Raw genomic sequence first — 21,310 nt, forward strand, 5'->3', positions numbered from 1 at the left:
CGACATTTTTGGTGCAGAGGATATTATGTAGACACTGTAGGAAAAAATGCGAAGAAAATTCAAGAGTATATTCAGAATCAGTTAAAAGAAGATTTAGAATATGATCAAATGACACTGAAGGAATATGTAGACCCGTTTACGGGTGAGCCGGTAAAGCAAAACAAATAAAAAGAGCCCATGGGGCTCAGTAGGGAAATGATGTTGCGGCTGGCGAACCTTTCGACGAGTCTTTAGACTCAGTGCCGGTAATATGCCCTTATAGGGCAAGAGCAAACCACCGGCTAAGCCGGTGGTGCTGATTAATTATTTATTAAGAAAAAATATAAGCTACAAAACAATGCTGGTTAGTTATTCTTAACAAATAAAAGGCGGTATATAATGGAAATTGGTTAAAAAATCAATTTGATGATGCAAATGTAAAAATTACAGTTGCTAAAATGATGTAAATGCACATAAAAATGTTGACATAATAGTGCAAATGCACTATTATGTATTTAAGGTAAATGGAAAGGTAATAAAAAGAAATCAAAAAGGTTTAAGGAAGGGGAAATGAAATGAGTAAAAAAATTATGAAGGCTGTTTTGTCATTAGGGCTTGCATCATCTTTTATCATTACAGGAAGCTTTAATATAGTTAAAGCTTCACAGGCTAATGACTTCGCTCAAATGACACCAGATCAACAAGAGGCAAATTATGGAAATAAGATGTTTTTTAAACCAGTGGATCAAAATGGAATTAAATCATTTGTCGGAGATCCAATGCCTTATTATGAGAATGGAAAGTACTATATGTACTACTTAAAAGATGGAGGAGATAGTTTTAGACACTCAATTTATTTAGCTACTACTAAGGATTTTGTGAATTATGAGGAATATAAAAAACCAATTATTGAAACAGAGGGAATAGGACAGGAAGAATGGATTGGCACAGGATCAATGGTAAAAGTTAAAAATGAGTATTTATACTTTTATACAGCACATGCTAATACAGATGCAACAGGCTTTAAAGAGACAATACGTGTTGCAAAAGGAAATAATCTTACAGATTTAAAGAAAGATAAAAAGTTTGAAGTTACACCACCAGAAGATATTCATCAAAAGAATGATTTCAGAGATCCTCAGGTGTATTACGATAAAAAAACTAAAAAATTATCGATGACAGTTACAGCATCAAAAGACGGTGTTGCGAGAATTTTGAAATATTCAATTAGCGAAAACTTGAAAGAAGTTAAATATGATGGAATTATATTTACAGAACCTACTGGAGTATTTTGGAATCTAGAATGTACAGATACATTCAAATTGGGTAATCGTTGGTATATTACTTATTCTGCACAGGATGATACATTATGGTATGCTTCATCAGATTCTCAATTTGGACCATATAGTGAGCCAAAGAGATTAGAAGGTAAACTATTCTACGCAGCAAAACATGTTGAAGATGGTAAGAATACATACATGGTTGGTTGGTCAAGACGTTCAGATCAAACAACATCAATGGATGTAAATGCATGGGCTGGAAATCTTGTTGTGCAGCAGTTGAAGGTAAATTCAGATGGAAGTTTATATTTAGCACCAGTAAAAAATTATGTTAGTACATTAAAAGCTGGACAAAGAAGTAAATTTAATCATTTTACACAGACATCAGAAACATATATGATAAGAGGATCATTTTCATATAAATCACTTGGTAATTTTGGCTTGAGTTTTGGATATAGCGACGATGCAAATCAAAATAAGTTAATTACAATTAATCCACAGGATAATACATTAGAGTTGAATTATGAAAATGGTAAGAAGCTTATAACTAAAGTAAATGCTCCATTAAAACCAGGCAAAAAATATTCATTCACATATATTAATGATGGTTCAACAGGCGTATTTTATATTGATAAAATAGCAGCGTTAACAGTTAGATTACACGGAGTAACAGGAAAAAATGTATATCTCTACACAAAAAATGATTCTGTGAAATTTAGTGGTATGGAAATATATAGAAAAAATTAAGGTATAGATAAGATACAAGCAAGTAATACAATACATCGCAAAACTTCCCCAACGTCAGAATAAAATGGCGTTGGGGTTTTTATAGTTAAAAATGACATAAGCTTAAATTATCTTCTTAAGGTGATTTTTAAATTGTTGGTTTGTTAATATAGTTTGTTTTATATTTAGAATAAATAATTTTTTGACTAGTATATAAGCCAAAATATCCAGAAAATAGATAACTGAAAGCAGTTGTAATCAAGAAGAAAGGCATTCCTTGGTATCCAAATAATTCAAAACTTATTAATAGAGATGAAATAGGACAATTAGTTACACCGCAAAAACAAGAAATCATTCCGATTGCGGAAGCAAAAGCGGGATTTATTCCCAAAATCAAGCCGACAACACTTCCGAAAGTTGCACCAATAAAGAAAGATGGTACAATTTCGCCTCCTTTATATCCACTAGAAAGTGTGAGGCAAGTGAAAACGATTTTTAAAAAGAAAGTATAAAAACAAACGTTTCCAGCTAAAGCATTATGTATAACATCAATACCAGCACCGTTGTAATCGTGTGTTCTTAAAAGCAATGTTAAAATTTGGACAGATAAACCGCCTGCAATTATTCTATAATATGGATTTTCAAAATATTTTTTGAATAGGTGTCCACTATAATGAAGCATGATACAAAATAAAATACTAACTAAAGCTGTAAGTATCGTAATTAAACTAGTCGAAAGAATATTGGGTAAGTTGTACGTTGGAATAAAAATTTTGTACATTGCTGATTTAGCACCGAAATATGTTGCAATAGCATTTGCGGTTAGCGAACTTATAACGCAAGGAACAAGTGCAGCATAATACATTACACCAACACTTACGACTTCGATTGAAAAAATTGCTGCGGCCATTGGTGTGCCAAAAAGCGAACAAAAGGCTGCACTCATTCCGCTCATAATCATTATTTTTTTGTCTTTGTCATCGAGTTTAAAAAGACGACCTAAACTATTGCCGAGACTTCCGCCCATTTGAAGAGCTGCACCCTCTCTACCAGCAGAACCTCCAAAAAGGTGTGTTAAAATTGTAGATATAAAAATCAAAGGTGCCATCCTAAGTGGAATGTGTTCATTAGAATGGATTGCGGATAAAACTAAGTTAGTGCCTGTATCTTTTTCGTCTTTAAATATTCTATATAGAAAAACAATGCAGATACCAGCGAGTGGCAAAAAATAGATAATCCATGAATTTTGTTTTCTAAAATTTGTAACAAAATTTAATGCAAAATAAAAAATGGTTCCCAAAGAGCCTGCAATCGAACCAACAATTAATGATAAAAAAATCCACTTTAAAGAAGAAGCAAAAGCTTTAAGATGGTTATTTAAAGGTGGAATAGAAAAGTTATTCATAAAATACTCCTTTGTATATTGTATTAATGTCTAGTATATATATTACCATATTGAATAATATTTTGTAAAATATTGCATTTATAGTTGCTAATGTATAAAAAAACAAATATAATTATAATATACGAAAAAATACGAAAAGAGGTAAAAACATTAATATGAGGACTAGTGGAATTTTGATGCCAATTTCATCGCTACCTTCGCCTTTCGGAATTGGAACAATGGGAAATGAAGCAAAAAAATTTATAACATATTTAAAAAAAGCAGGACAAACATATTGGCAAATATTACCAATTTGTCCAACTAGTTATGGAGATTCGCCATATCAATCTTTTTCGAGCTTTGCAGGAAATCCATATTTTATTGATTTAGAATATTTATTAAAAGATGGTTTGCTTACTCAAAAAGAGTTAAGTGATTATGAGTGGGGAGACAATGAAAGATACGTTGATTATGGTGTTATTTATGAGAATCGTTATAATCTTTTGAATAATGCTAGTATCAGATTTAGAGAGAATATACCCAAAAAATATATAGAATTTTGTAATAAAGAAAAAGAATGGTTAGATGATTACGCATTGTTTATGGCATTAAAAGATGCAAACGATGGAAGAGCGTGGTTTGAGTGGGATGATAAATATAAATTCAGAGAAAAAAAAGCGCTTGAAGAAGCAAAAGAAGAATATGAAGATAGTATAGAATTTTATAAGATATTACAATATTTATTTAGAAAACAATGGGATGCACTAAAAAAATACGCAAACAAGAATGACATACAAATCATTGGCGACATTCCTATTTATGTATCAGCAGACAGTGCAGATGTATGGTCTAATCCAAATGAGTTTTATTTAGATGAAAATCTAGAAATGATAGAAGTTGCTGGATGTCCTCCAGATGCATTTTCTGAAGATGGTCAATTGTGGGGAAATCCATTATTTAGATGGGATGTTATGAAAAAAAATAATTATTCTTGGTGGGTAAAACGTATTAGAGCAATGTCAGAAATGTATAATATCATTAGAATAGATCATTTTAGGGGATTTGATTCATATTATGCAATTCCGGCAAAAGATTCAACAGCAAAAAATGGAAAATGGAAAAAAGGACCAGGAATGGACTTATTTAATACATTAAAAGAAGAATTGGGCGAATTACCTATTATAGTAGAAGATTTAGGATACTTAACACAATCGGTTAAAGACTTGTTAAAAGAATCAGGTTTTCCAGGAATGAAAGTTTTGCAGTTCGCATTTGATGATATTAATGGAAATGAATATTTACCACATTTTTATAATAAAGATTGTGTAGTTTATACAGGAACACATGATAATGATACTATTTTAGGGTGGCTAGAAGATGCACCAGAAGAAACGGTTGATTTTGTGAATAATTACTTCAATTTGACGAAAAAAGAAGGATACAATTGGGGAGTTATTAGAGGAGCAATGTCTTCTGTGGCTGATACATGTATAATAACTATGCAAGATATCATAGGATTAGGTAAGGAAGCTAGAATGAATATTCCGTCAACTTTGGGAAAAAACTGGAAATGGAGAGCAATTCCGGAAGATTTCTCACTATCGTCAAGAAATAAATTGTTGAAGTATACTAAAATGTATGGAAGGCTTAATAAAGCGTTCGTCAAAACAGAGATAAAAAACAAAAAAGAGGCTTAGATGGAACGAGTATATCGGCATTTTGATGTTGGTATACTCGTTTTATATGTAAATTGTACTAATTTTTTGAAAAAACGCCGTAAAAATGGTCTAAAAACCGAAAACGTACTTTGCAAATTTATTTTTTTTTGGTATAATAACAAATGCATCAGTCGTGACGGAATTTGACGGAAATTGATGCTTTTTAATTAAAAATGAAAGAAAATAAAAATAAGTAAACAATTATTAAAGTAAATTTTATTTATGAATTACGGAGGACAAATTTAAAATGAATATGAAAGAGTTTTTTGATGGTTTATATAATAAACCGCACATGTTAAAAAGATTAATAATGTGTTTTGTATCAGTTGTAATTATAGGTTTTTGTGTATACTGGTTAAATTTAGTTAATTTTGGTAATGATCCATGTTCAACAATGAACTTTGGTATAATTGGTAAAGTACATATGACATTAGGAAATTGGCAAGCTCTATTTAATTTATTTTTATTTATTATAGTATTTTGTATTGATAAATCAGGAATTGGTTTTGGTACAGTTTTAAATATGTTTCTTGTTGGATATGCAAATGATTTAATGGCATTTATTATGAAACATTTCTTCCCAACATTTAACATTAACAAAGTTTCATTTGCTGTAAGAGTTACAATTATGATAGTTTCTATCGCAATTTTTATTTTTGTAGTAGCGGTTTATATGGCTGTTGATTTAGGAACTGCTCCATATGATGCTATTCCAATTATTATTGCAAATAAACAAGATAAAGTTCCATTTAAAGTTGTTAGAATTATCATCGATTTAACAGCTACAATTATAGGTTTTTCTTTAGGACAAACAGTTGGAATCGTAACATTAATTATGGCTTTTACAATTGGGCCAGCTGCATCAGCTGTTAAGGCTCCGATTGCTAGAATGGTAGAAGATAAAGATGTTGCAATGTAATATTATTTTGTAAAAGTAATATAATGGTAAAGTAAATCGTGAGAAATAAATTTTTAAGCGTAACAGTGTAATAACTGTTGCGCTTTTTTTGCGTACTAAACGATAATATGTTATACTCTATCTATGGGAGAGTTTTTTCTATATATATTATAATAAGTATATTTTTGAAAGTGTTATAAGCAAACGTGTTTATAATATTTTTAAAATAATAACTTGTTATGGAGAAAGAAAGGCTAGAAAAGATTAGACATTAGGAGGAAATAAAATGAGTCCAGTATACGAAAAATTAATGAAGTGTTATGAAAGTGTAAAAAGTAAAGTGGATTTTGAACCTCAGGTTGCCTTGATTTTAGGATCTGGTTTGGGAAATTATGGCGAAAAAATCAAAGTTGTACAGACATTAGATTATCATGAAATTGAAGGCTTTCCAGTGTCAACCGTACAGGGACATAAAGGCCAATTTATTTTTGGTTATGTAGGAGATGTTCCAGTAGTATGTATGCAAGGAAGGGTACATTACTATGAAGGATATGAAATGTCCGATGTTGTTTTGCCAACAAGATTAATGAAACTCATGGGTGCAAAAGTTTTATTTTTAACAAACGCAGCTGGTGGCGTTATGCAAGGAATGAAAGCCGGAGATTTGATGCTTATAAAAGATCAAATAGCGTCATTTGTTCCATCACCATTAATCGGTGCTAATATTGAAGAATTAGGAACTAGATTTCCAGATATGTCTCATATTTATGATGAAGATTTACAGCAAATTGTTAGAAAACACGCAGCCTTAAATGATATTAATATTAAAGAGGGTGTTTATGTACAATTTACAGGACCACAGTATGAAAGTCCAAGTGAAGTTGCTATGAGCCGTTTGCTTGGAGCAGGAGCTGTTGGTATGAGTACAGCATGTGAAGCTATTGCAGCTAATCATATGGGAATGAAAATAGTGGGTATTTCTTTGATTTCAAATTTAGCAGCAGGAATTTCAGCAGTGCCTTTATCACATACAGAAATTCAGCAGAGTGCTAAAGAAGCAGAACCAAAATTCCAAAAATTGGTTACAGAAACTATAAAAGAAATTGGAACTATTTTAAATAAATAAAATAAATATACACATTAAATACATAAAGTTCTTGTGGTATATTTTGCCGCAAGAACTTTGTGCTATAAAAGAAAAGAGGAAAAAATGAATATTCGCTTTTATAATGCAAGAATAGTAGTGCCTAAAGAAGAAAATGAAGATAAATTAGAAGTGATTTTCGGTGAAGTTTGGGTAAAAAAAGACACAATAGTTTATGTTGGAAATGGAAAAAATTCAGAAAACGTTTGCAAAGAAAATGATATAATTATTTGGAATAGAGAAATTGATGTAAAAGGAAACGTTTTAATTCCAGGATTTAAGAATGCACATACACATACAGCAATGACATTCTTAAGATCTTATGCAGATGATGTTCCACTTCAAGAATGGTTACAAAATCACATTTTTCCAAAAGAAGCTTTATTAAAAGAAGAAGATGCATATTATTTAAATGTTTTAGGAATAATGGAGTATTTGACAAGCGGAATTACTGCATCATTTGATATGTATTTATATCCATATGCAACTGCTAAAGCTGCTTATAACACTGGCTTTAGAACAATGATTACATCAGGACTTAATAATTTTACATCTTCAGTAAAAGAAGTTGAGGAGCAATATTTAAAGATTAATGAAATGTCAGATAGAATAAAATTTGTTCCAGGTTTTCATGCAGAATATACATGCAGCAAAGAATTATTAGAAGAATTATCAGTTTTTTCAAATAAATATAAACTACCTGTATGGACTCACAATTCGGAAACTTCTTTAGAAGTAAAGGAATGTAAGGAAAGATGGGGAATGTCACCAACTAAATTTTTTGATGAATTAGGTTTGCATGAGTACGGGGGCGGTGGATACCACTGTATTTGGATGGATGATGGAGATTATGATATTTTTAAAAAACATAATATGTCTATGATTACTTGCCCTGCATCAAATCTTAAATTAAATGACGGAATTGCTCCAATTACTACATTTAGAAAAAATGGAATCAAAGTTGGAATTGGAACAGACGGTCCTTCAAGTAATAATTGTCTTGATATGTTTAGAGAAATGTTTTTAGTTTCTGGTTTGGCAAATATCAAAGATCAAACAGCAAATAGTATTAATGCTGAAGATGTTTTGAAAATGGCAATAAAAGATGGCGCAGATGCTATGGGAATAAGTGAGTGTAACGCTATCGCTGTAGGAAAAAAAGCTGATATTGTTATGATTGATTTAAATCAGCCAAATATGCAACCTATAAACAATATTATTAAAAATATCGTATATAGCGGAAGTAAAACAAATGTTAAAATGACAGTTGTAAATGGTGAGATTTTATATGAAGATGGACAATTTAATATTGGAATTGATCCAGTAGAAGTATATGAAAAAGCAAACAGTATTATTAGAGAAATGGAATAGGTGCTATTGAATGAAATTGCTAAATTGTAGTATAAATAGTGTCGATTAAATTAATGTAGTAGATAATTATGATCCAAAACTCAAAAGATACATTGAAATCTTATAAAAATTCATATATAATGAATTAAGTTATGGGTTTTGAACATTTTTAATTGAGCAAAAATAAGGAGGAAACCTATTATGATTACAGTTTTTAATGCTTTATTTAATTATCTAGTTAAATTACTAGGTATTGTTGTTATCGCTTTTATAGGCGGTTCAATTGGCGTTTCATGTCGTAAAGCGCGCAATAAAAATAAAAAAGATAAAATATACTAAAATAAAAACAGCTTAGTTGCTGCATAGAGTTTTGGAGGAAAGTTTTCATGGAAAAGAAATATGGCGTAAATGACCTACGTCGAATGTATCTTGAATTTTTTGAAAGTAAAGAACATCTTAAGATGAAGAGTTTTTCATTAGTACCACATAATGATAACAGTTTATTACTTATTAATGCTGGTATGGCACCACTTAAGCCATACTTTACAGGGGAAGAAATCCCACCACGTAGAAGAGTTACAACTTGTCAGAAGTGTGTACGTACAGGTGATATTGAAAATGTAGGTAAAACTGCACGTCATCTTACATTTTTTGAAATGTTAGGTAATTTCTCATTTGGAGATTATTTTAAACACGAGGCTATTAACTGGTCTTGGGAGTTTTTGACAAAAGTTTTAGAATTAGATCCAGATCGTTTATATCCATCAATTTATGGTGAAGATGAAGAAGCTTTTGAAATTTGGACAAAAGAAGTTGGAGTACCAGCTGAGAAAATAACACGCTTCTATCGAGATCCTGAAACAGGTGAATGTGATAACTTCTGGGAGCATGGTGCAGGTCCATGCGGTCCATGTTCTGAGATTTATTACGATCGTGGAGAAAAATACGGTTGTGGAAGTCCTGATTGTAAAGTTGGTTGTGAGTGCGATCGTTTTATTGAAATTTGGAATAACGTATTTACTCAATTTGAAGGTGACGGAAAGGGTGGATATTCTGAATTAAAACAAAAAAACATCGATACTGGTATGGGACTTGAGCGTTTAGCTACAGTAATGCAGGAAGTTGATACTGTTTTTGATGTTGATACTATGAAAGCAATTCGTGATGAAGTTTGCAGTTTATCAGGAAAGAAATATAATGTTGATGCACTTGATGATGTTTCAATTCGTGTAATTACAGACCATATTCGTTCATCTACTTTCATGATTTCTGATGGTATTATGCCTACAAATGAAGGTAGAGGTTATGTGTTACGTCGTTTAATTAGAAGAGCTGCAAGACATGGTAAGATGTTAGGCATTAAGGGAACATTTTTACCAAAAATTGCAGAAGTTGTAATTAGAGATAGTAAAGATGGTTATCCTGAGTTAGAAGATAAAAAAGAATTCATCTTTAATGTTCTTGCAAAAGAAGAAGAAAGATTTGATGCTACAATCGACCAGGGACTTTCTATCTTAAATGATATGCAGCAGAAGATGATTGAAGCTGGTAGTAAGGTTTTACCAGGAAAAGATGCATTTAAATTATATGATACATACGGATTCCCAGCAGATTTAACAGCTGAGATTCTTGAAGAAAAAGGATTTACATTTGATCAAGCAGAATTTGATGAGTGCATGGAAATTCAGAGAAAAACAGCTCATGATGCTAGAAAAACTACTAACTATACAGGTAGAGAAGCATCTGTTTTCCAGAAAGTTGATCCAAGCATTACATCAGTGTTTGTCGGTTACGATAAATTAGAAGCTAGTTCAAAAATTAGTGTATTAGCAACAAGTGAAGATATCGTTGATGCACTTGCAGAAGGAGACGAGGGAGTAATCGTTGTTGATGAGACACCATTTTATGCTACAATGGGTGGTCAGCAAGGCGATTGCGGAGTGATTGTATCATCTGAAGGTAAATTTGAAGTAAAAGATACAGTTAAGTTATTAGGTGGTAAGATTGGCCATGTTGGTAAAGTTACTGAAGGTATGTTAAAAGTATCTGATACTGTTGAATTAAAAGTAGATGTTTACAATAGAGATAATGTTTGTAAGAATCATTCTGCAACACATTTATTACAGAGTGCTTTAAGAGAAGTATTAGGTAATCATGTAGAACAAGCTGGTTCATTCCAGGATGGTGAGAAAATTAGATTTGATTTTACTCACTTTGAAGCTATGACTTCAGAAGAAGTGAAAAAAGTTGAAAAATTAGTTAATCAAAAAATTAACGAAGGTTTAGATGTTGTAACAAACGTTATGACATTAGATGAAGCTAAACAATCAGGTGCAATGGCTTTATTCGGTGAGAAATATGGTGAAAAAGTTCGCGTAGTTTCTATGGGAGATTTCTCAAAAGAATTATGTGGTGGTACACATGTTTCTAACACAAAGGATATTGTAGTATTTAAGATAGTATCAGAGAGTGGTGTTGCAGCTAATACAAGACGTATAGAGGCTATTACAGGCGATAATGTGTTTAATTATTACAATGAAGTAGAAAAACGATTAGAAGACGTTGCGAAGACTTTAAAAGCAACTCCAAATAATCTTTTGGACAGAGTTAAGGCATTATTAGATGAAAATAAAGCTTTATTAAGTGAAGTTGAATCATTAAAGAGTAAGGCAGCAAGAGAATCACTTGGAAACGTAATGGATTCTGTTGTTGAAGTTAAAGGCGTTAAATTGCTTGCTACTTCAGTTGACAATGTTGATATGAATGAGTTAAGAAATTTAGGTGACCAATTAAAAGAAAAATTAGGTGAAGGTGTTGTTGTGTTAGCGTCTAACAATGAGGGCAAAGTAAATCTTATTGTTATGGCTACAGATGAAGCTATGAAAGCTGGAGCACATGCAGGTAACCTTATAAAAGCTATCGCAAGCAAAGTTAATGGTGGTGGCGGTGGTCGCCCTAATATGGCACAAGCTGGAGGTAAGAAACCGGAAGGAATTCCAGAAGCAATTGCCGAGGCAAGTAAGGCATTAGAATCAATGATCAAATAAAATATTTATTAAAAATTTATAAAAATCAGCAAAAAGTGTTGACAAAATTTGATTTTTTGATAAACTAAATTATAGTGCAATGAAGATTACCTTACAGTTGATGCACAATATGCAACTGGAGGGAGGTTAGGTGTGAGATAATGTCTAGTATAACAGTTAAAGAAAACGAGACTTTAGATAGCGCTTTACGTAGATTCAAGAGAAGCTGCGCAAAAGCAGGTATCCAACAGGAAATTCGTAAAAGAGAACATTACGAAAAACCATCCGTAAAACGCAAGAAAAAATCTGAAGCTGCAAGAAAAAGAAAATACAATTAGTATTAAGTTCAAGGCTGTCGCATAGCACGTGCGACAGTCTTTTGTATATTGAATTTTTAAATTTAATAACTTGCATTTTGCACATAAAAGAAGTAAACTACATAGGTGAGTTAAATTTGACTAACCAATAATTTTGTTTATTAATAAAGGAGTGACACGATGACAAAAATTGATATTATTTCAGGATTCCTTGGAGCAGGTAAAACTACATTTATTAGAAAAATGCTTTCAGGAGTATTAAAAGGACAAAAAATTGTTTTAATTGAAAATGAATACGGTGAAGTTGGTATAGATGGTGGATTCTTAAAAGATTCTGGAATTCAAATTACAGAAATGAATTCAGGATGTATTTGTTGTACATTAGTTGGCGATTTCGCAAAAAGCTTAGATGAAGTAATTACAAAATATAATCCTGACAGAATTATTATTGAACCATCAGGTGTTGGTAAATTATCGGATGTTATGAAATCTGTTATTGATATGGAAAAAACACATGATGTTAAGTTAAATGGTTTAGTAACAGTTGTAAATGCTTTAAAAGCAAGTAAACAGATGAAGGCATTTGGAGAGTTCTTCAATAATCAAATTGAGTATGCTACAACGGTTATATTAAGTAGAACTCAAAATGCAAATGACGAGCAGTTAGAGTTCTGTACAACTCAGATTCAAAAATTAAATCCAAAGGCAGCAGTTATAACAACTGCTTGGGATGATATTTCAAGTGAGCAGATTTTAAATGTAATTGAAGGACAAGAGAATCTTGAAATGAAATTATTAGCTGAGCATAATAGAGCTAGTGAACATCACCACGACCATGATCACGACCACGAAGACCATGAGTGTTGCCACCACGACCATGATCACGACCACGAAGACCATGAGTGTTGCCACCACGACCATGATCACGACCACGAAGGCCATGAGTGTTGCCACCACGACCATGATCATGACCACGAAGGCCATGAGTGTTGTCATGGACATCATCACCACCATGCGGATGAAGTATTTACAAGTTGGGGAAAAGAAACTCCACATAAATTTGAAAGAGCTAAAATCGAAGAAATATTAAAAGGTTTTGTTGAGTCTGATAATATTCTTAGAGCAAAGGGTATGGTTGAAGCAACAGATGGCAAATGGATTTATTTCGATATGGTTCCAGGAGATTACGAATTAAGAGATGGTCAGCCTGATTATACAGGTAGATTATGTGTAATTGGTACTGATATTCATGATGATGAATTAGAAGAATTATTTGGCTTAAAATAAGATTTTTATTAATAGATTACAGGTAATTATAAGTCAAAAAAGTAATTGTGAAATAGAGAGGATAACTTTATGCAAGACAATATTCCAGTATATTTATTTACGGGCTTTATGGATAGCGGTAAAACAAGCTTGATTGAAGAAACATTATTTGAGAATGATTTTACAGATGGTGCTAAGGGCTTAATCATCATGTGTGAAGATGGTGATTGCGAATATGATGTAGAAAAGCTTAACAAGGTAAATTTTGATGTTGTTGAAATTGAATCTGAGGCTGATTTTACACCAGAAAGACTTAAAGAGCTAGCTGATAAGTATCAACCGGAACAGGTATTTATTGAATATAATGGTACATGGCCAATTTCTCATATTTTAGAGATTGAATTGCCAGTACAATGGATGATAGTTCAAACATTATCAACTGTTGATGCTAATACCTTTATGATGTATATGCAAAATATGAGAGCTATGATGCAGGAACAGTTAATTTGTTCTGATGTTGTAATCTTTAACAGATGTGATGAGAGTGTTGATAAGCGTCAATTCAGAATGAACATCAAAGGATTTAACAGAAAAGCTCAAATCGTATATGAGAGAGAAGATGGTTCTTTAGATGATACACCAGAGGAATTACCATTTGACTTAGATCAAGATATTATAGAAATTTCTGATGCAGATTATGCTATTTGGTATATGGATGTAATGGAAAACTATAAAAAATATAACAATAAAAAAGTTAAATTCAGAGCATTAGTTGCTAATCCTGATAAATTAAAGAAGGGAATATTTATACCTGGACGTTTTGTAATGACATGTTGTGTTGAAGATATAACATTTATTGGTCTTAAGGCTAAATATCCTAATGAGGATCAGATTCCAGATAAATCATGGATTGATTTAACAGCTAAAATAAAAATTGAATTTGATATGGGATATAAAGGAAAAGGACCAGTTCTTTATCCTATATCTATTGAACCAGCTGAGAAACCAGAAGATGATTTGGTATACTTTTCATAATAACATAAAAATAAATAGACTTGGTAGTATTGACAAAAACACTTTATAAGTTTAAAGTGTTATATTATCGAGTAGTTTAATGAACGCACTAGCTACTGTCTAGAGCGTTCCTTTTTTTAGGAGGAAAAGTATGAAAAGAAGAAAAATATTGATGAGTATTTTGTTAGCAACGACCATGCTAATGAGTCTAGGTGCATGTGGTTCAGAAAAAAGAGAATCGGGTAAAAAGGTTTATAAAGTGGGAATAGTACAATATGTAGATGATGCTTCATTGAATCAGATAGAATCTTCTATAGAAAAAGAGTTAGATGAAAAAGGGAAAGAAAAAAATGTAGTTTTTGAATATAAAAAATATAAACATAATGGTCAAGCAGATGCTTCTAATTTAAATCAGATTGCGACAGAGTTAGTAAATAATGAAGTAGATATAATTATACCTATAGCAACTCCGGCAGCAATGATTTGCCAAAATGCTACAGAAGACAAGGATATTCCTATAGTTTTTTCAGCTGTATCAGATCCAGTTTCTTCTAAGTTAGTTAAATCTTTAGAAAAACCATCAGGAAATATAACAGGAACTTCAGATGCTCTTGACACTAAAACTTTGTTTAAAGTGATTAGGGCAGGTTCAGATGTAAAAAAATTAGGTTTGTTGTATAACAAGAGTGAAGATTCTTCAATTAAAGCAATAAAAGAAATTAAACAATTATGTAAAAAGAATGGAATTGAGGTAGTAGAAAAGACAGGAACGACAACAAATGAAATCGCTTTATGTGCAGATGCTTTGATTGAAAATAAAGTCGATGCAGTATTTACACCAACAGATAATACGGTACAAGTTGCAGAAATATCAATTTATGATAAATTTCAAAATGCAAAAATTCCACACTATGCTGGCGCAGATTCATTTGCATTAAATGGTGCATTTTGCGGTTATGGAATAAATTATGTTGAATTAGGTAAGAAAACAGCTGATATTGCAGTAGATATTTTAGTTGAAAAAAAGAAGCCTTCGCAGATTCCGGTACAATTCGTCAACAGTGGAATAGCTACAGTTAATACAGAAACAGCAGAAAAGATCGGTTTAGATTATTCAAAATTCAAAGATTTGTGTACTCAAGTGATTGAAACTAAAACAAAAAAAGAATTTGATTAAAAACCTTATGGAGGATAGTTTTATAGAAAATGAGTGGAACGGTTATTTTTAGTAAATTAATTTTCATTGGAGCTCTTGAACAAGGTTTTATTTATGCATTAGTTGCATTGGCATTATTTTTGTCATTTTCGATATTAGATATAGCTGATTTGTCAACAGATGGTTGTTTTACATTAGGATGCGTTGTTTCTGCAATTATGACGGTTAATGGGTATCCAGTATTGGGATTATTAGTTGCAATTTTAGCAGGAGTGTGTTCTGGATTTGTGACAGCTATATTACAGACAAAACTAGGAGTAGAATCTATTCTAGCAGGTATTATTGTAAATACGGCTTTATATACAATAAATATGGCAGTAATGGGTTTTGTCGCAAATGTAAATATATTTGGTTGTGATACTGTTTTTTCAAAAGCTAAAATTTTTTTGCCAGATGAATATTACAAATTAATTATAGTGGTGATAATTGTAATTATTGTAGGCGTACTTTTATCGTTTTTTCTTAAAACAAAGTTAGGTTTATCAATAAGAGCGACAGGTGATAATGTTTACATGGTTCGTGCGTCAAGCATCAATCCAGCTTTTACAATTACAGTGGGATTATGTGTTGCAAACTCTTTGACAGCATTATCAGGAGGAATTCTTGCTCAATATCAAAAATCAGCGAATATTGACGTGGGAACAGGTATGGTGACAATTGGATTAGCATCACTTATTATTGGGGAAACATTGTTTGGCAAACGAAGTATTAGAGTACGAATTGTTGGAGTTGTTTTAGGAAGTTGCTTGTATAGAGTCATTATTGCTTTGGCATTACGATTAAATATTCCGGCAGACTTTTTGAAGCTTATTTCAGCAAGTATAGTGGCAATTGCAATTATAATTCCTTACATGAAAAAGAAAACTCGTTTTTTGATTAATAGGAGAGTTTCGAAAAAGGAAATTGAAAATATGTATGACCAGGAGGATTTATAATATGTTAAAAATTATTAATGTTTCAAAAACCTTTAATCCTGGTACGATTAATGAAAAAAAGGCATTAGTTGATTTGAATTTAGACTTAAAAGATGGTGATTTTGCTACGATAGTAGGAAGTAATGGTGCCGGTAAATCAACTCTATTTAATGCTATAACAGGGAATTTTTATGTTGATAAAGGTCATATTATTTTAGGTGGAGAAGATATTACTTTTAAAAAAGAACATTTAAGAAGCAAAGATATAGGACATCTTTTTCAAGATCCATTAAAAGGAACTGCACCGAATATGACAATCGAAGAGAATATGGCGTTAGCTTACCTTAGAGCGTCAACGTCAAATTATACACTTTTTAATAGGATTTCTGCAAAGGACAAAAGTCGATTTAGAGAGTATTTATCTCTTTTGAATATGGGCTTAGAAGATAGAATGAAACAGCCAGTCGGGTTACTCTCGGGAGGGCAAAGACAGGCACTAACACTATTGATGGCGACGATGGTTACACCTAAAATTTTACTACTTGATGAGCATACAGCAGCGTTAGATCCAGCGACAGCCGATAATGTTATTGAACTAACAAAAAAGATTATTGAGGAACGTAGCATAACTTGTTTAATGATCACGCATAATATGAACCAGGCACTTAAACTTGGAAATAGAACGCTTATGATGCATCATGGTAATATTGTTTTGGATATAAAAGGCGATAAAAGAAAAAACATGACAGTTAATGAGTTACTTAATGAATTTGCAAGAAATGCTGGACAGAACATGGATAATGATAGGATTTTATTATCTTAATAGCACTTTTTGCACGTTAATGCACAATATTTTAGCTGAAATCTTAATAAATTTAAGGTATAATAAATATTGTATGCCGCAGTGGCTACAGATACTACACTAAGAAATTGGAGGAGAAAATGTATCAAATAGTTAGAAAACAAATTTTAGCAGAAAATATCATTTTAATGGATATTTTAGCTCCAAGAGTTGCAAAACATTGTCTTCCAGGACAATTTATTATTGCAAAAACAGATGAGATAGGAGAACGTATCCCTCTTACAATTTGTGATTATGATAGGGAAAAGGGAACAGTTACAATAGTAGTTCAAACAATTGGAGCAGGTACAAGTCGTATGATGAGTCTAGAAGAGGGAGATGCATTAGAAGATTTTGTTGGTCCTTTAGGATGTGCTTCAGAGTTGTGTAAGGAAGAAAATTTAGAAGAAACTAAAAAGAAAAATATAGTATTTATTGCAGGTGGACTTGGTACTGCGCCAGTTTATCCTCAGGTAAAATGGTTACATGAACATGGAGTTGATGTTGATGTAATTATGGGTTCAAGAACTAAAGATTTATTATTCTACATTGATGAAATGAAATCTGTTGCCAAGAATGTATATGTAACAACAGACGATGGCTCATATGGTTTCGCTGGAATGGGAACAGATCAGCTTAATGCCTTAGTTAATGAAGGTAAACACTACGATGTTTGTGTCGCAATTGGCCCAATGATTATGATGAAATTTGTATGTGTTCTTACAAAAAAATTAGAAATTCCAACAATAGTATCCATGAATCCTATTATGGTTGATGGTACAGGAATGTGTGGAGCATGTCGTTTGGTTGTTGGAGATGAAGTTAAGTTTGCATGTGTTGATGGCCCAGAATTCGATGGCCACTTAGTTGATTTTGATCAAGCAATGAAGAGACAACAACAGTATAAAACAGCTGAAGGCAGGGCAAAACTTGCGCTTGAAGAAGGTAATACACATCATGGTGGATGCGGACATTGTGGAGGTGACAAGTAATGGATATGATGAAAAAAGTTCCAGTAAGAGAACAAGATCCAAAAGTGAGAGCTACTAATTTTGAAGAAGTATGTTACGGATATAATGAAGAAGAAGCAGTTAATGAGAGTACAAGATGTTTAAATTGTAAGAATGCAAGATGTATTCAGGGCTGTCCAGTAAACATTAATATTCCTGGATTTATTTCTAAAGTAAAAGAAAATAATTTTGAAGAAGCATATCAAATTATTTCAGAATCATCAGCTCTTCCTGCTGTATGTGGTCGTGTATGTCCACAGGAATCACAGTGTGAAGGTAAATGTGTAAGAGGTATCAAAGGAGAAGCTGTTTCAATTGGTAAATTAGAGAGATTTGTTGCAGATTGGGCAAGAGAAAATGGAATTAAACCTAAAAAAGCTGAAGAATCAAATGGCCATAAAGTTGCTGTAGTAGGTGCTGGACCAGCCGGTTTAACATGTGCAGGTGATTTAGCTAGATTAGGATATGAAGTTACAATTTTTGAGGCTCTTCATCAGCCAGGTGGAGTATTAAGCTATGGTATCCCAGAATTCCGTTTACCTAAAGACAAAGTTGTTCAAGCAGAAATCGAAAATGTTAAATCACTTGGTGTAAAAATTGAAACTAATGTTGTTGTTGGTAAAGCAGACACTGTTGATGAATTATTAGAAGAAGGTTTTGAAGCAGTGTTTATTGGTTCAGGTGCTGGTTTACCAAGATTTATGGGTATTCCAGGAGAACAAGCTAACGGCGTATTCTCAGCCAACGAATTTTTAACAAGAAATAACCTTATGAAGGCCTTTAAAGAGGGTTATGAGACTCCTATATCAAGAGGTAAGAAGGTTGTTGTAGTTGGTGGTGGTAACGTTGCTATGGATGCTGCTAGAACAGCACTTCGTTTAGGAGCGGAAACACATATCGTATATAGACGTAGTGAGGCAGAGCTTCCAGCTAGAGCTGAAGAAGTACATCATGCTAAAGAAGAAGGAATTGTTTTTGATTTACTTCAAAATCCAACAGAAATTCTTGTGGATGAGAATGGTTGGGTTAAAGGAATTAAGATTATTAAAATGGAATTAGGCGAACCTGATGAGTCAGGAAGAAGACGTCCAGTTGAAATTCCAGGTTCTGAGTATGAAATTGAATGTGATACAGTTATTATGTCACTTGGAACATCACCTAATCCATTAATTTCATCTACAACATATGGATTAGATGTCAATAGAAGAAAATGTATCATTGCATCCGAAGAAACAGGCCAGACTTCTAAAGAAGGAGTTTTTGCAGGTGGAGATGCCGTTACAGGTGCTGCAACTGTTATTCTTGCAATGGGAGCAGGAAAGAAAGCTGCAAAAGGCATTGACGAATTTATTAAGTCTAAAAATTAATGAAAATTAATATGCTTAAAGCGTAAGATTAGATATTACGTATATAGTAAACGGATAATAAGAAAGTCGTTTAAACTATAAAAAGCATAAAATATGCAATAAAGCAAAAAGTGCATATATTAAAATAGAGCCAAAGATAGAGTATATAAGAGTTTTTCTTAAATCTATTTTTGGCTTTATATTGTTAAAGATTTGTATTCCCATTTTGAAAAACATTATAAATATATAAACTTCTTTAAATAATGGCATGTCCTCAAAAATAAAATACCATTCCTAGATAATGGTATATCTTCAAAAATAAAAGATCATTTCTAAATATAAATTTCAAATATTTACTGAAAATCCATAAAAAAATGTATAAAGCACAGAGTTGTTGTATATACAACATACCTGTATTTATTTCTATGATATATTTACCTTATAAACAAGAATACACAATTAATTTTAGAGAAAGGATATTTAATAAATGATTACGAAAGAAATGTATTTAGGCGAAATATTAGCAACAAATCCAGCTCTTGCTGATGTCCTTATGAACTGTGGAATGCATTGTTTAGGATGTCCATCTGCTCAAATGGAGTCATTAGAAGATGCATGTGTTGTACATGGGTTAGATGTTGAGAAAGTTTTATATAAGCTAAATGAGGTAGGATTATAAGATATGAGTGCATTTTTAGGACCAATTCATACATGGTTGTATAATAAGATAAATATGCAGAATGATTTAGTTGAAGAATTAATTAAATCTGCAATAAGTGAAAAAGCTGAGAGAGATGAACTTAAAGGAATGATTGCTAGAAGATATGGAGAACTTGAAAGTGGTAATTTAGAAGAAATCTGTGATCCAAATAATATTCATGGATGGTTACAAGAGAGAGTTTCTCTTGTTGAGAATAGGTTGGCATTTGTGGTTACTTATTTAACAATGAATGAGGATAAGAATATTGAAAAATTAGAGAAGGCAGCATATTCTTTTGGAGAGGAAAGAACAACTGAACTCACAGATGCAAAGTCAGCTTATAAATTTTTAGAGGATAATCTTTTAAATGGGATGCCATGTGATAGAGTAAATGAAGTAATCTATGAAGAAGAAAACCAAGTTTTGTGGAGACAGGTTGTTGACATTCATAGTATTTATTGGGAAAACATATCAGGAAATATGGAATATTATAATAGGATAAAGGAATCGTTTATAAATGGTTTACTTAGTCTAACAGGATTAAAGTTTGCTAAAGTAGATGTGAATCAGTACGAAATAAGGAGATAAAGTATGTACGGTATTGAAGTGTTAATAAAGGAACATGAGAATATTATACAGTTTACAGAAGTTCTTAAGCAATTATCAGTGCGGTTACTAGAGGGGAAAGAAGTAGATACAGAACTGTTAAGAGAATGTGTTGACTTTGGAAAAAACTATTCAGATAAGCAGCATCATGGAAAAGAAGAAAAGATTCTGTTTAGCGTAATGATAGATAAATTAGGACCAGTTGCTAATAAGTTAATAAAAAATGGAATGTTAGTAGAACATGATTTGGGACGTTATCATATGACAAAGTTGCTAAAAACAATTGAATTATATGAAACAGATAAGTCATCTGAAATTAAGATTCAATTGATTTGTCACGCAACAGGATATGCTGATTTGTTGAAAAGGCATGTAGATAAAGAAAACTCAGTTGTTTATACTTTTGCGGAGAGGATGCTTTCTGAAGAAGATAAAGAATTAGTAAATAAAGAAACTGAAATGTTTGAAAAAGAAGCAGCTGAGAATAAGGTACAAGAGAAGTATCTTGGATGGTTGAAAGATCAATCAGAAAGATTTTTAAAATAAGGTAAATAATCTTAATAAGAATTTGTTGT

Annotated in this window: 20 protein-coding genes; 19 read left to right on the forward strand and 1 reads right to left on the reverse strand. The window is 32.0% G+C overall.

The window, feature by feature from the left end; all coding sequences use genetic code 11:
* Together BMY79_RS02610 and BMY79_RS02615 are read left to right on the forward strand one after the other, a co-directional pair.
* Positions 1-168 (forward strand): transposase (locus BMY79_RS02610; protein ID WP_177176417.1); only part of this gene is annotated, 168 nt, incomplete at its 5' end.
* A 386-nt stretch (positions 169-554) separates the two neighbouring features.
* Positions 555-2,006: a glycoside hydrolase family protein gene (locus BMY79_RS02615; protein WP_022749422.1), complete on the forward strand. Its 1,452-nt coding sequence runs from the start codon at positions 555-557 to the stop codon at positions 2,004-2,006.
* A 127-nt stretch (positions 2,007-2,133) separates the two neighbouring features.
* On the opposite strand, the gene BMY79_RS02620 is transcribed toward BMY79_RS02615, so the two are convergent.
* The gene (locus BMY79_RS02620; RefSeq protein WP_022749423.1) at positions 2,134-3,390 is read right to left on the reverse strand and encodes a chloride channel protein; all 1,257 of its coding nucleotides are present in this window, start codon (positions 3,388-3,390) and stop codon (positions 2,134-2,136) included.
* Between the two features lie 155 nt (positions 3,391-3,545).
* Here BMY79_RS02620 and malQ point away from each other — a divergent pair, with 155 nt between their 5' ends.
* The 17 genes from malQ (at position 3,546) to BMY79_RS02700 (ending at position 21,281) form a co-directional block, all read left to right on the forward strand.
* On the forward strand, positions 3,546-5,066 hold the full coding sequence (gene malQ / locus BMY79_RS02625; RefSeq protein ID WP_022749424.1) for a 4-alpha-glucanotransferase: 1,521 nt from the start codon (positions 3,546-3,548) through the stop codon (positions 5,064-5,066).
* Positions 5,067-5,334: 268 nt separating this feature from the next.
* Positions 5,335-6,006: a YczE/YyaS/YitT family protein gene (locus BMY79_RS02630; RefSeq protein ID WP_022749427.1), complete on the forward strand. Its 672-nt coding sequence runs from the start codon at positions 5,335-5,337 to the stop codon at positions 6,004-6,006.
* Positions 6,007-6,271: 265 nt separating this feature from the next.
* Positions 6,272-7,111 carry a purine-nucleoside phosphorylase gene (locus BMY79_RS02635; RefSeq protein ID WP_022749429.1) on the forward strand — a complete coding sequence of 280 codons (840 nt, stop codon included), beginning with the start codon at positions 6,272-6,274 and terminating at the stop codon, positions 7,109-7,111.
* An 84-nt stretch (positions 7,112-7,195) separates the two neighbouring features.
* Positions 7,196-8,500: an amidohydrolase gene (locus BMY79_RS02640; protein ID WP_027421948.1), complete on the forward strand. Its 1,305-nt coding sequence runs from the start codon at positions 7,196-7,198 to the stop codon at positions 8,498-8,500.
* A 180-nt stretch (positions 8,501-8,680) separates the two neighbouring features.
* Positions 8,681-8,818, forward strand: coding sequence for a hypothetical protein (locus tag BMY79_RS12110; protein ID WP_022749431.1), 138 nt, complete (start codon positions 8,681-8,683; stop codon positions 8,816-8,818).
* 47 nt (positions 8,819-8,865) lie between these two features.
* A complete protein-coding gene (gene alaS / locus BMY79_RS02645) occupies positions 8,866-11,526 on the forward strand; it encodes an alanine--tRNA ligase (protein WP_022749433.1) in 2,661 nt (886 codons plus the stop codon).
* A gap of 140 nt (positions 11,527-11,666) precedes the next feature.
* The gene (gene rpsU, locus BMY79_RS02650) at positions 11,667-11,843 is read left to right on the forward strand and encodes a 30S ribosomal protein S21 (protein WP_022749434.1); all 177 of its coding nucleotides are present in this window, start codon (positions 11,667-11,669) and stop codon (positions 11,841-11,843) included.
* A gap of 159 nt (positions 11,844-12,002) precedes the next feature.
* Positions 12,003-13,109: a CobW family GTP-binding protein gene (locus tag BMY79_RS02655; protein ID WP_074730381.1), complete on the forward strand. Its 1,107-nt coding sequence runs from the start codon at positions 12,003-12,005 to the stop codon at positions 13,107-13,109.
* Positions 13,110-13,178: 69 nt separating this feature from the next.
* Entirely contained in the window at positions 13,179-14,123 is a 945-nt protein-coding gene (locus tag BMY79_RS02660; protein ID WP_022750366.1) for a TIGR03943 family putative permease subunit, read from the forward strand.
* 130 nt (positions 14,124-14,253) lie between these two features.
* The gene (locus BMY79_RS02665; protein WP_022750368.1) at positions 14,254-15,279 is read left to right on the forward strand and encodes an ABC transporter substrate-binding protein; all 1,026 of its coding nucleotides are present in this window, start codon (positions 14,254-14,256) and stop codon (positions 15,277-15,279) included.
* A 29-nt stretch (positions 15,280-15,308) separates the two neighbouring features.
* Positions 15,309-16,253, forward strand: a complete 945-nt coding sequence (locus BMY79_RS02670; protein WP_022750369.1) for an ABC transporter permease — start codon at positions 15,309-15,311, stop codon at positions 16,251-16,253.
* Position 16,254: 1 nt separating this feature from the next.
* Positions 16,255-17,055: an ABC transporter ATP-binding protein gene (locus BMY79_RS02675; RefSeq protein WP_022750371.1), complete on the forward strand. Its 801-nt coding sequence runs from the start codon at positions 16,255-16,257 to the stop codon at positions 17,053-17,055.
* Between the two features lie 119 nt (positions 17,056-17,174).
* Positions 17,175-18,065: a sulfide/dihydroorotate dehydrogenase-like FAD/NAD-binding protein gene (locus tag BMY79_RS02680; protein ID WP_022750372.1), complete on the forward strand. Its 891-nt coding sequence runs from the start codon at positions 17,175-17,177 to the stop codon at positions 18,063-18,065.
* Positions 18,065-19,450 carry an NADPH-dependent glutamate synthase gene (gltA, locus tag BMY79_RS02685; RefSeq protein ID WP_022750373.1) on the forward strand — a complete coding sequence of 462 codons (1,386 nt, stop codon included), beginning with the start codon at positions 18,065-18,067 and terminating at the stop codon, positions 19,448-19,450. Before BMY79_RS02680 ends, gltA begins: the two co-directional genes overlap by 1 nt.
* Positions 19,451-19,916: 466 nt before the next feature.
* A complete protein-coding gene (locus tag BMY79_RS02690; protein ID WP_027421954.1) occupies positions 19,917-20,108 on the forward strand; it encodes a DUF1858 domain-containing protein in 192 nt (63 codons plus the stop codon).
* 3 nt (positions 20,109-20,111) lie between these two features.
* Positions 20,112-20,717 (forward strand): hypothetical protein, encoded by a 606-nt coding sequence (locus BMY79_RS02695; RefSeq protein ID WP_027421955.1) that lies wholly within the window; start codon positions 20,112-20,114, stop codon positions 20,715-20,717.
* 3 nt (positions 20,718-20,720) lie between these two features.
* A complete protein-coding gene (locus BMY79_RS02700) occupies positions 20,721-21,281 on the forward strand; it encodes a hemerythrin domain-containing protein (RefSeq protein ID WP_027421956.1) in 561 nt (186 codons plus the stop codon).
* Positions 21,282-21,310 lie beyond the last annotated feature (29 nt).

The organism is Lachnobacterium bovis, assembly GCF_900111325.1.
Lineage (GTDB): Bacteria > Bacillota > Clostridia > Lachnospirales > Lachnospiraceae > Roseburia > Roseburia bovis_A.

Excerpts from the sequence above, each read along its gene's own strand:
- BMY79_RS02615 (WP_022749422.1), top strand. The coding sequence starts at position 555 with ATGAGTAAAAAAATTATGAAGGCTGTTTTGTCATTAGGGCTTGCATCA.
- BMY79_RS02620 (WP_022749423.1), bottom strand. The coding sequence starts at position 3,390 with ATGAATAACTTTTCTATTCCACCTTTAAATAACCATCTTAAAGCTTTT.
- malQ (WP_022749424.1), top strand. The coding sequence starts at position 3,546 with ATGAGGACTAGTGGAATTTTGATGCCAATTTCATCGCTACCTTCGCCT.
- BMY79_RS02630 (WP_022749427.1), top strand. The coding sequence starts at position 5,335 with ATGAATATGAAAGAGTTTTTTGATGGTTTATATAATAAACCGCACATG.
- BMY79_RS02635 (WP_022749429.1), top strand. The coding sequence starts at position 6,272 with ATGAGTCCAGTATACGAAAAATTAATGAAGTGTTATGAAAGTGTAAAA.
- BMY79_RS02640 (WP_027421948.1), top strand. The coding sequence starts at position 7,196 with ATGAATATTCGCTTTTATAATGCAAGAATAGTAGTGCCTAAAGAAGAA.
- BMY79_RS12110 (WP_022749431.1), top strand. The coding sequence starts at position 8,681 with ATGATTACAGTTTTTAATGCTTTATTTAATTATCTAGTTAAATTACTA.
- alaS (WP_022749433.1), top strand. The coding sequence starts at position 8,866 with ATGGAAAAGAAATATGGCGTAAATGACCTACGTCGAATGTATCTTGAA.
- rpsU (WP_022749434.1), top strand. The coding sequence starts at position 11,667 with ATGTCTAGTATAACAGTTAAAGAAAACGAGACTTTAGATAGCGCTTTA.
- BMY79_RS02655 (WP_074730381.1), top strand. The coding sequence starts at position 12,003 with ATGACAAAAATTGATATTATTTCAGGATTCCTTGGAGCAGGTAAAACT.
- BMY79_RS02660 (WP_022750366.1), top strand. The coding sequence starts at position 13,179 with ATGCAAGACAATATTCCAGTATATTTATTTACGGGCTTTATGGATAGC.
- BMY79_RS02665 (WP_022750368.1), top strand. The coding sequence starts at position 14,254 with ATGAAAAGAAGAAAAATATTGATGAGTATTTTGTTAGCAACGACCATG.
- BMY79_RS02670 (WP_022750369.1), top strand. The coding sequence starts at position 15,309 with ATGAGTGGAACGGTTATTTTTAGTAAATTAATTTTCATTGGAGCTCTT.
- BMY79_RS02675 (WP_022750371.1), top strand. The coding sequence starts at position 16,255 with ATGTTAAAAATTATTAATGTTTCAAAAACCTTTAATCCTGGTACGATT.
- BMY79_RS02680 (WP_022750372.1), top strand. The coding sequence starts at position 17,175 with ATGTATCAAATAGTTAGAAAACAAATTTTAGCAGAAAATATCATTTTA.
- gltA (WP_022750373.1), top strand. The coding sequence starts at position 18,065 with ATGGATATGATGAAAAAAGTTCCAGTAAGAGAACAAGATCCAAAAGTG.
- BMY79_RS02690 (WP_027421954.1), top strand. The coding sequence starts at position 19,917 with ATGATTACGAAAGAAATGTATTTAGGCGAAATATTAGCAACAAATCCA.
- BMY79_RS02695 (WP_027421955.1), top strand. The coding sequence starts at position 20,112 with ATGAGTGCATTTTTAGGACCAATTCATACATGGTTGTATAATAAGATA.
- BMY79_RS02700 (WP_027421956.1), top strand. The coding sequence starts at position 20,721 with ATGTACGGTATTGAAGTGTTAATAAAGGAACATGAGAATATTATACAG.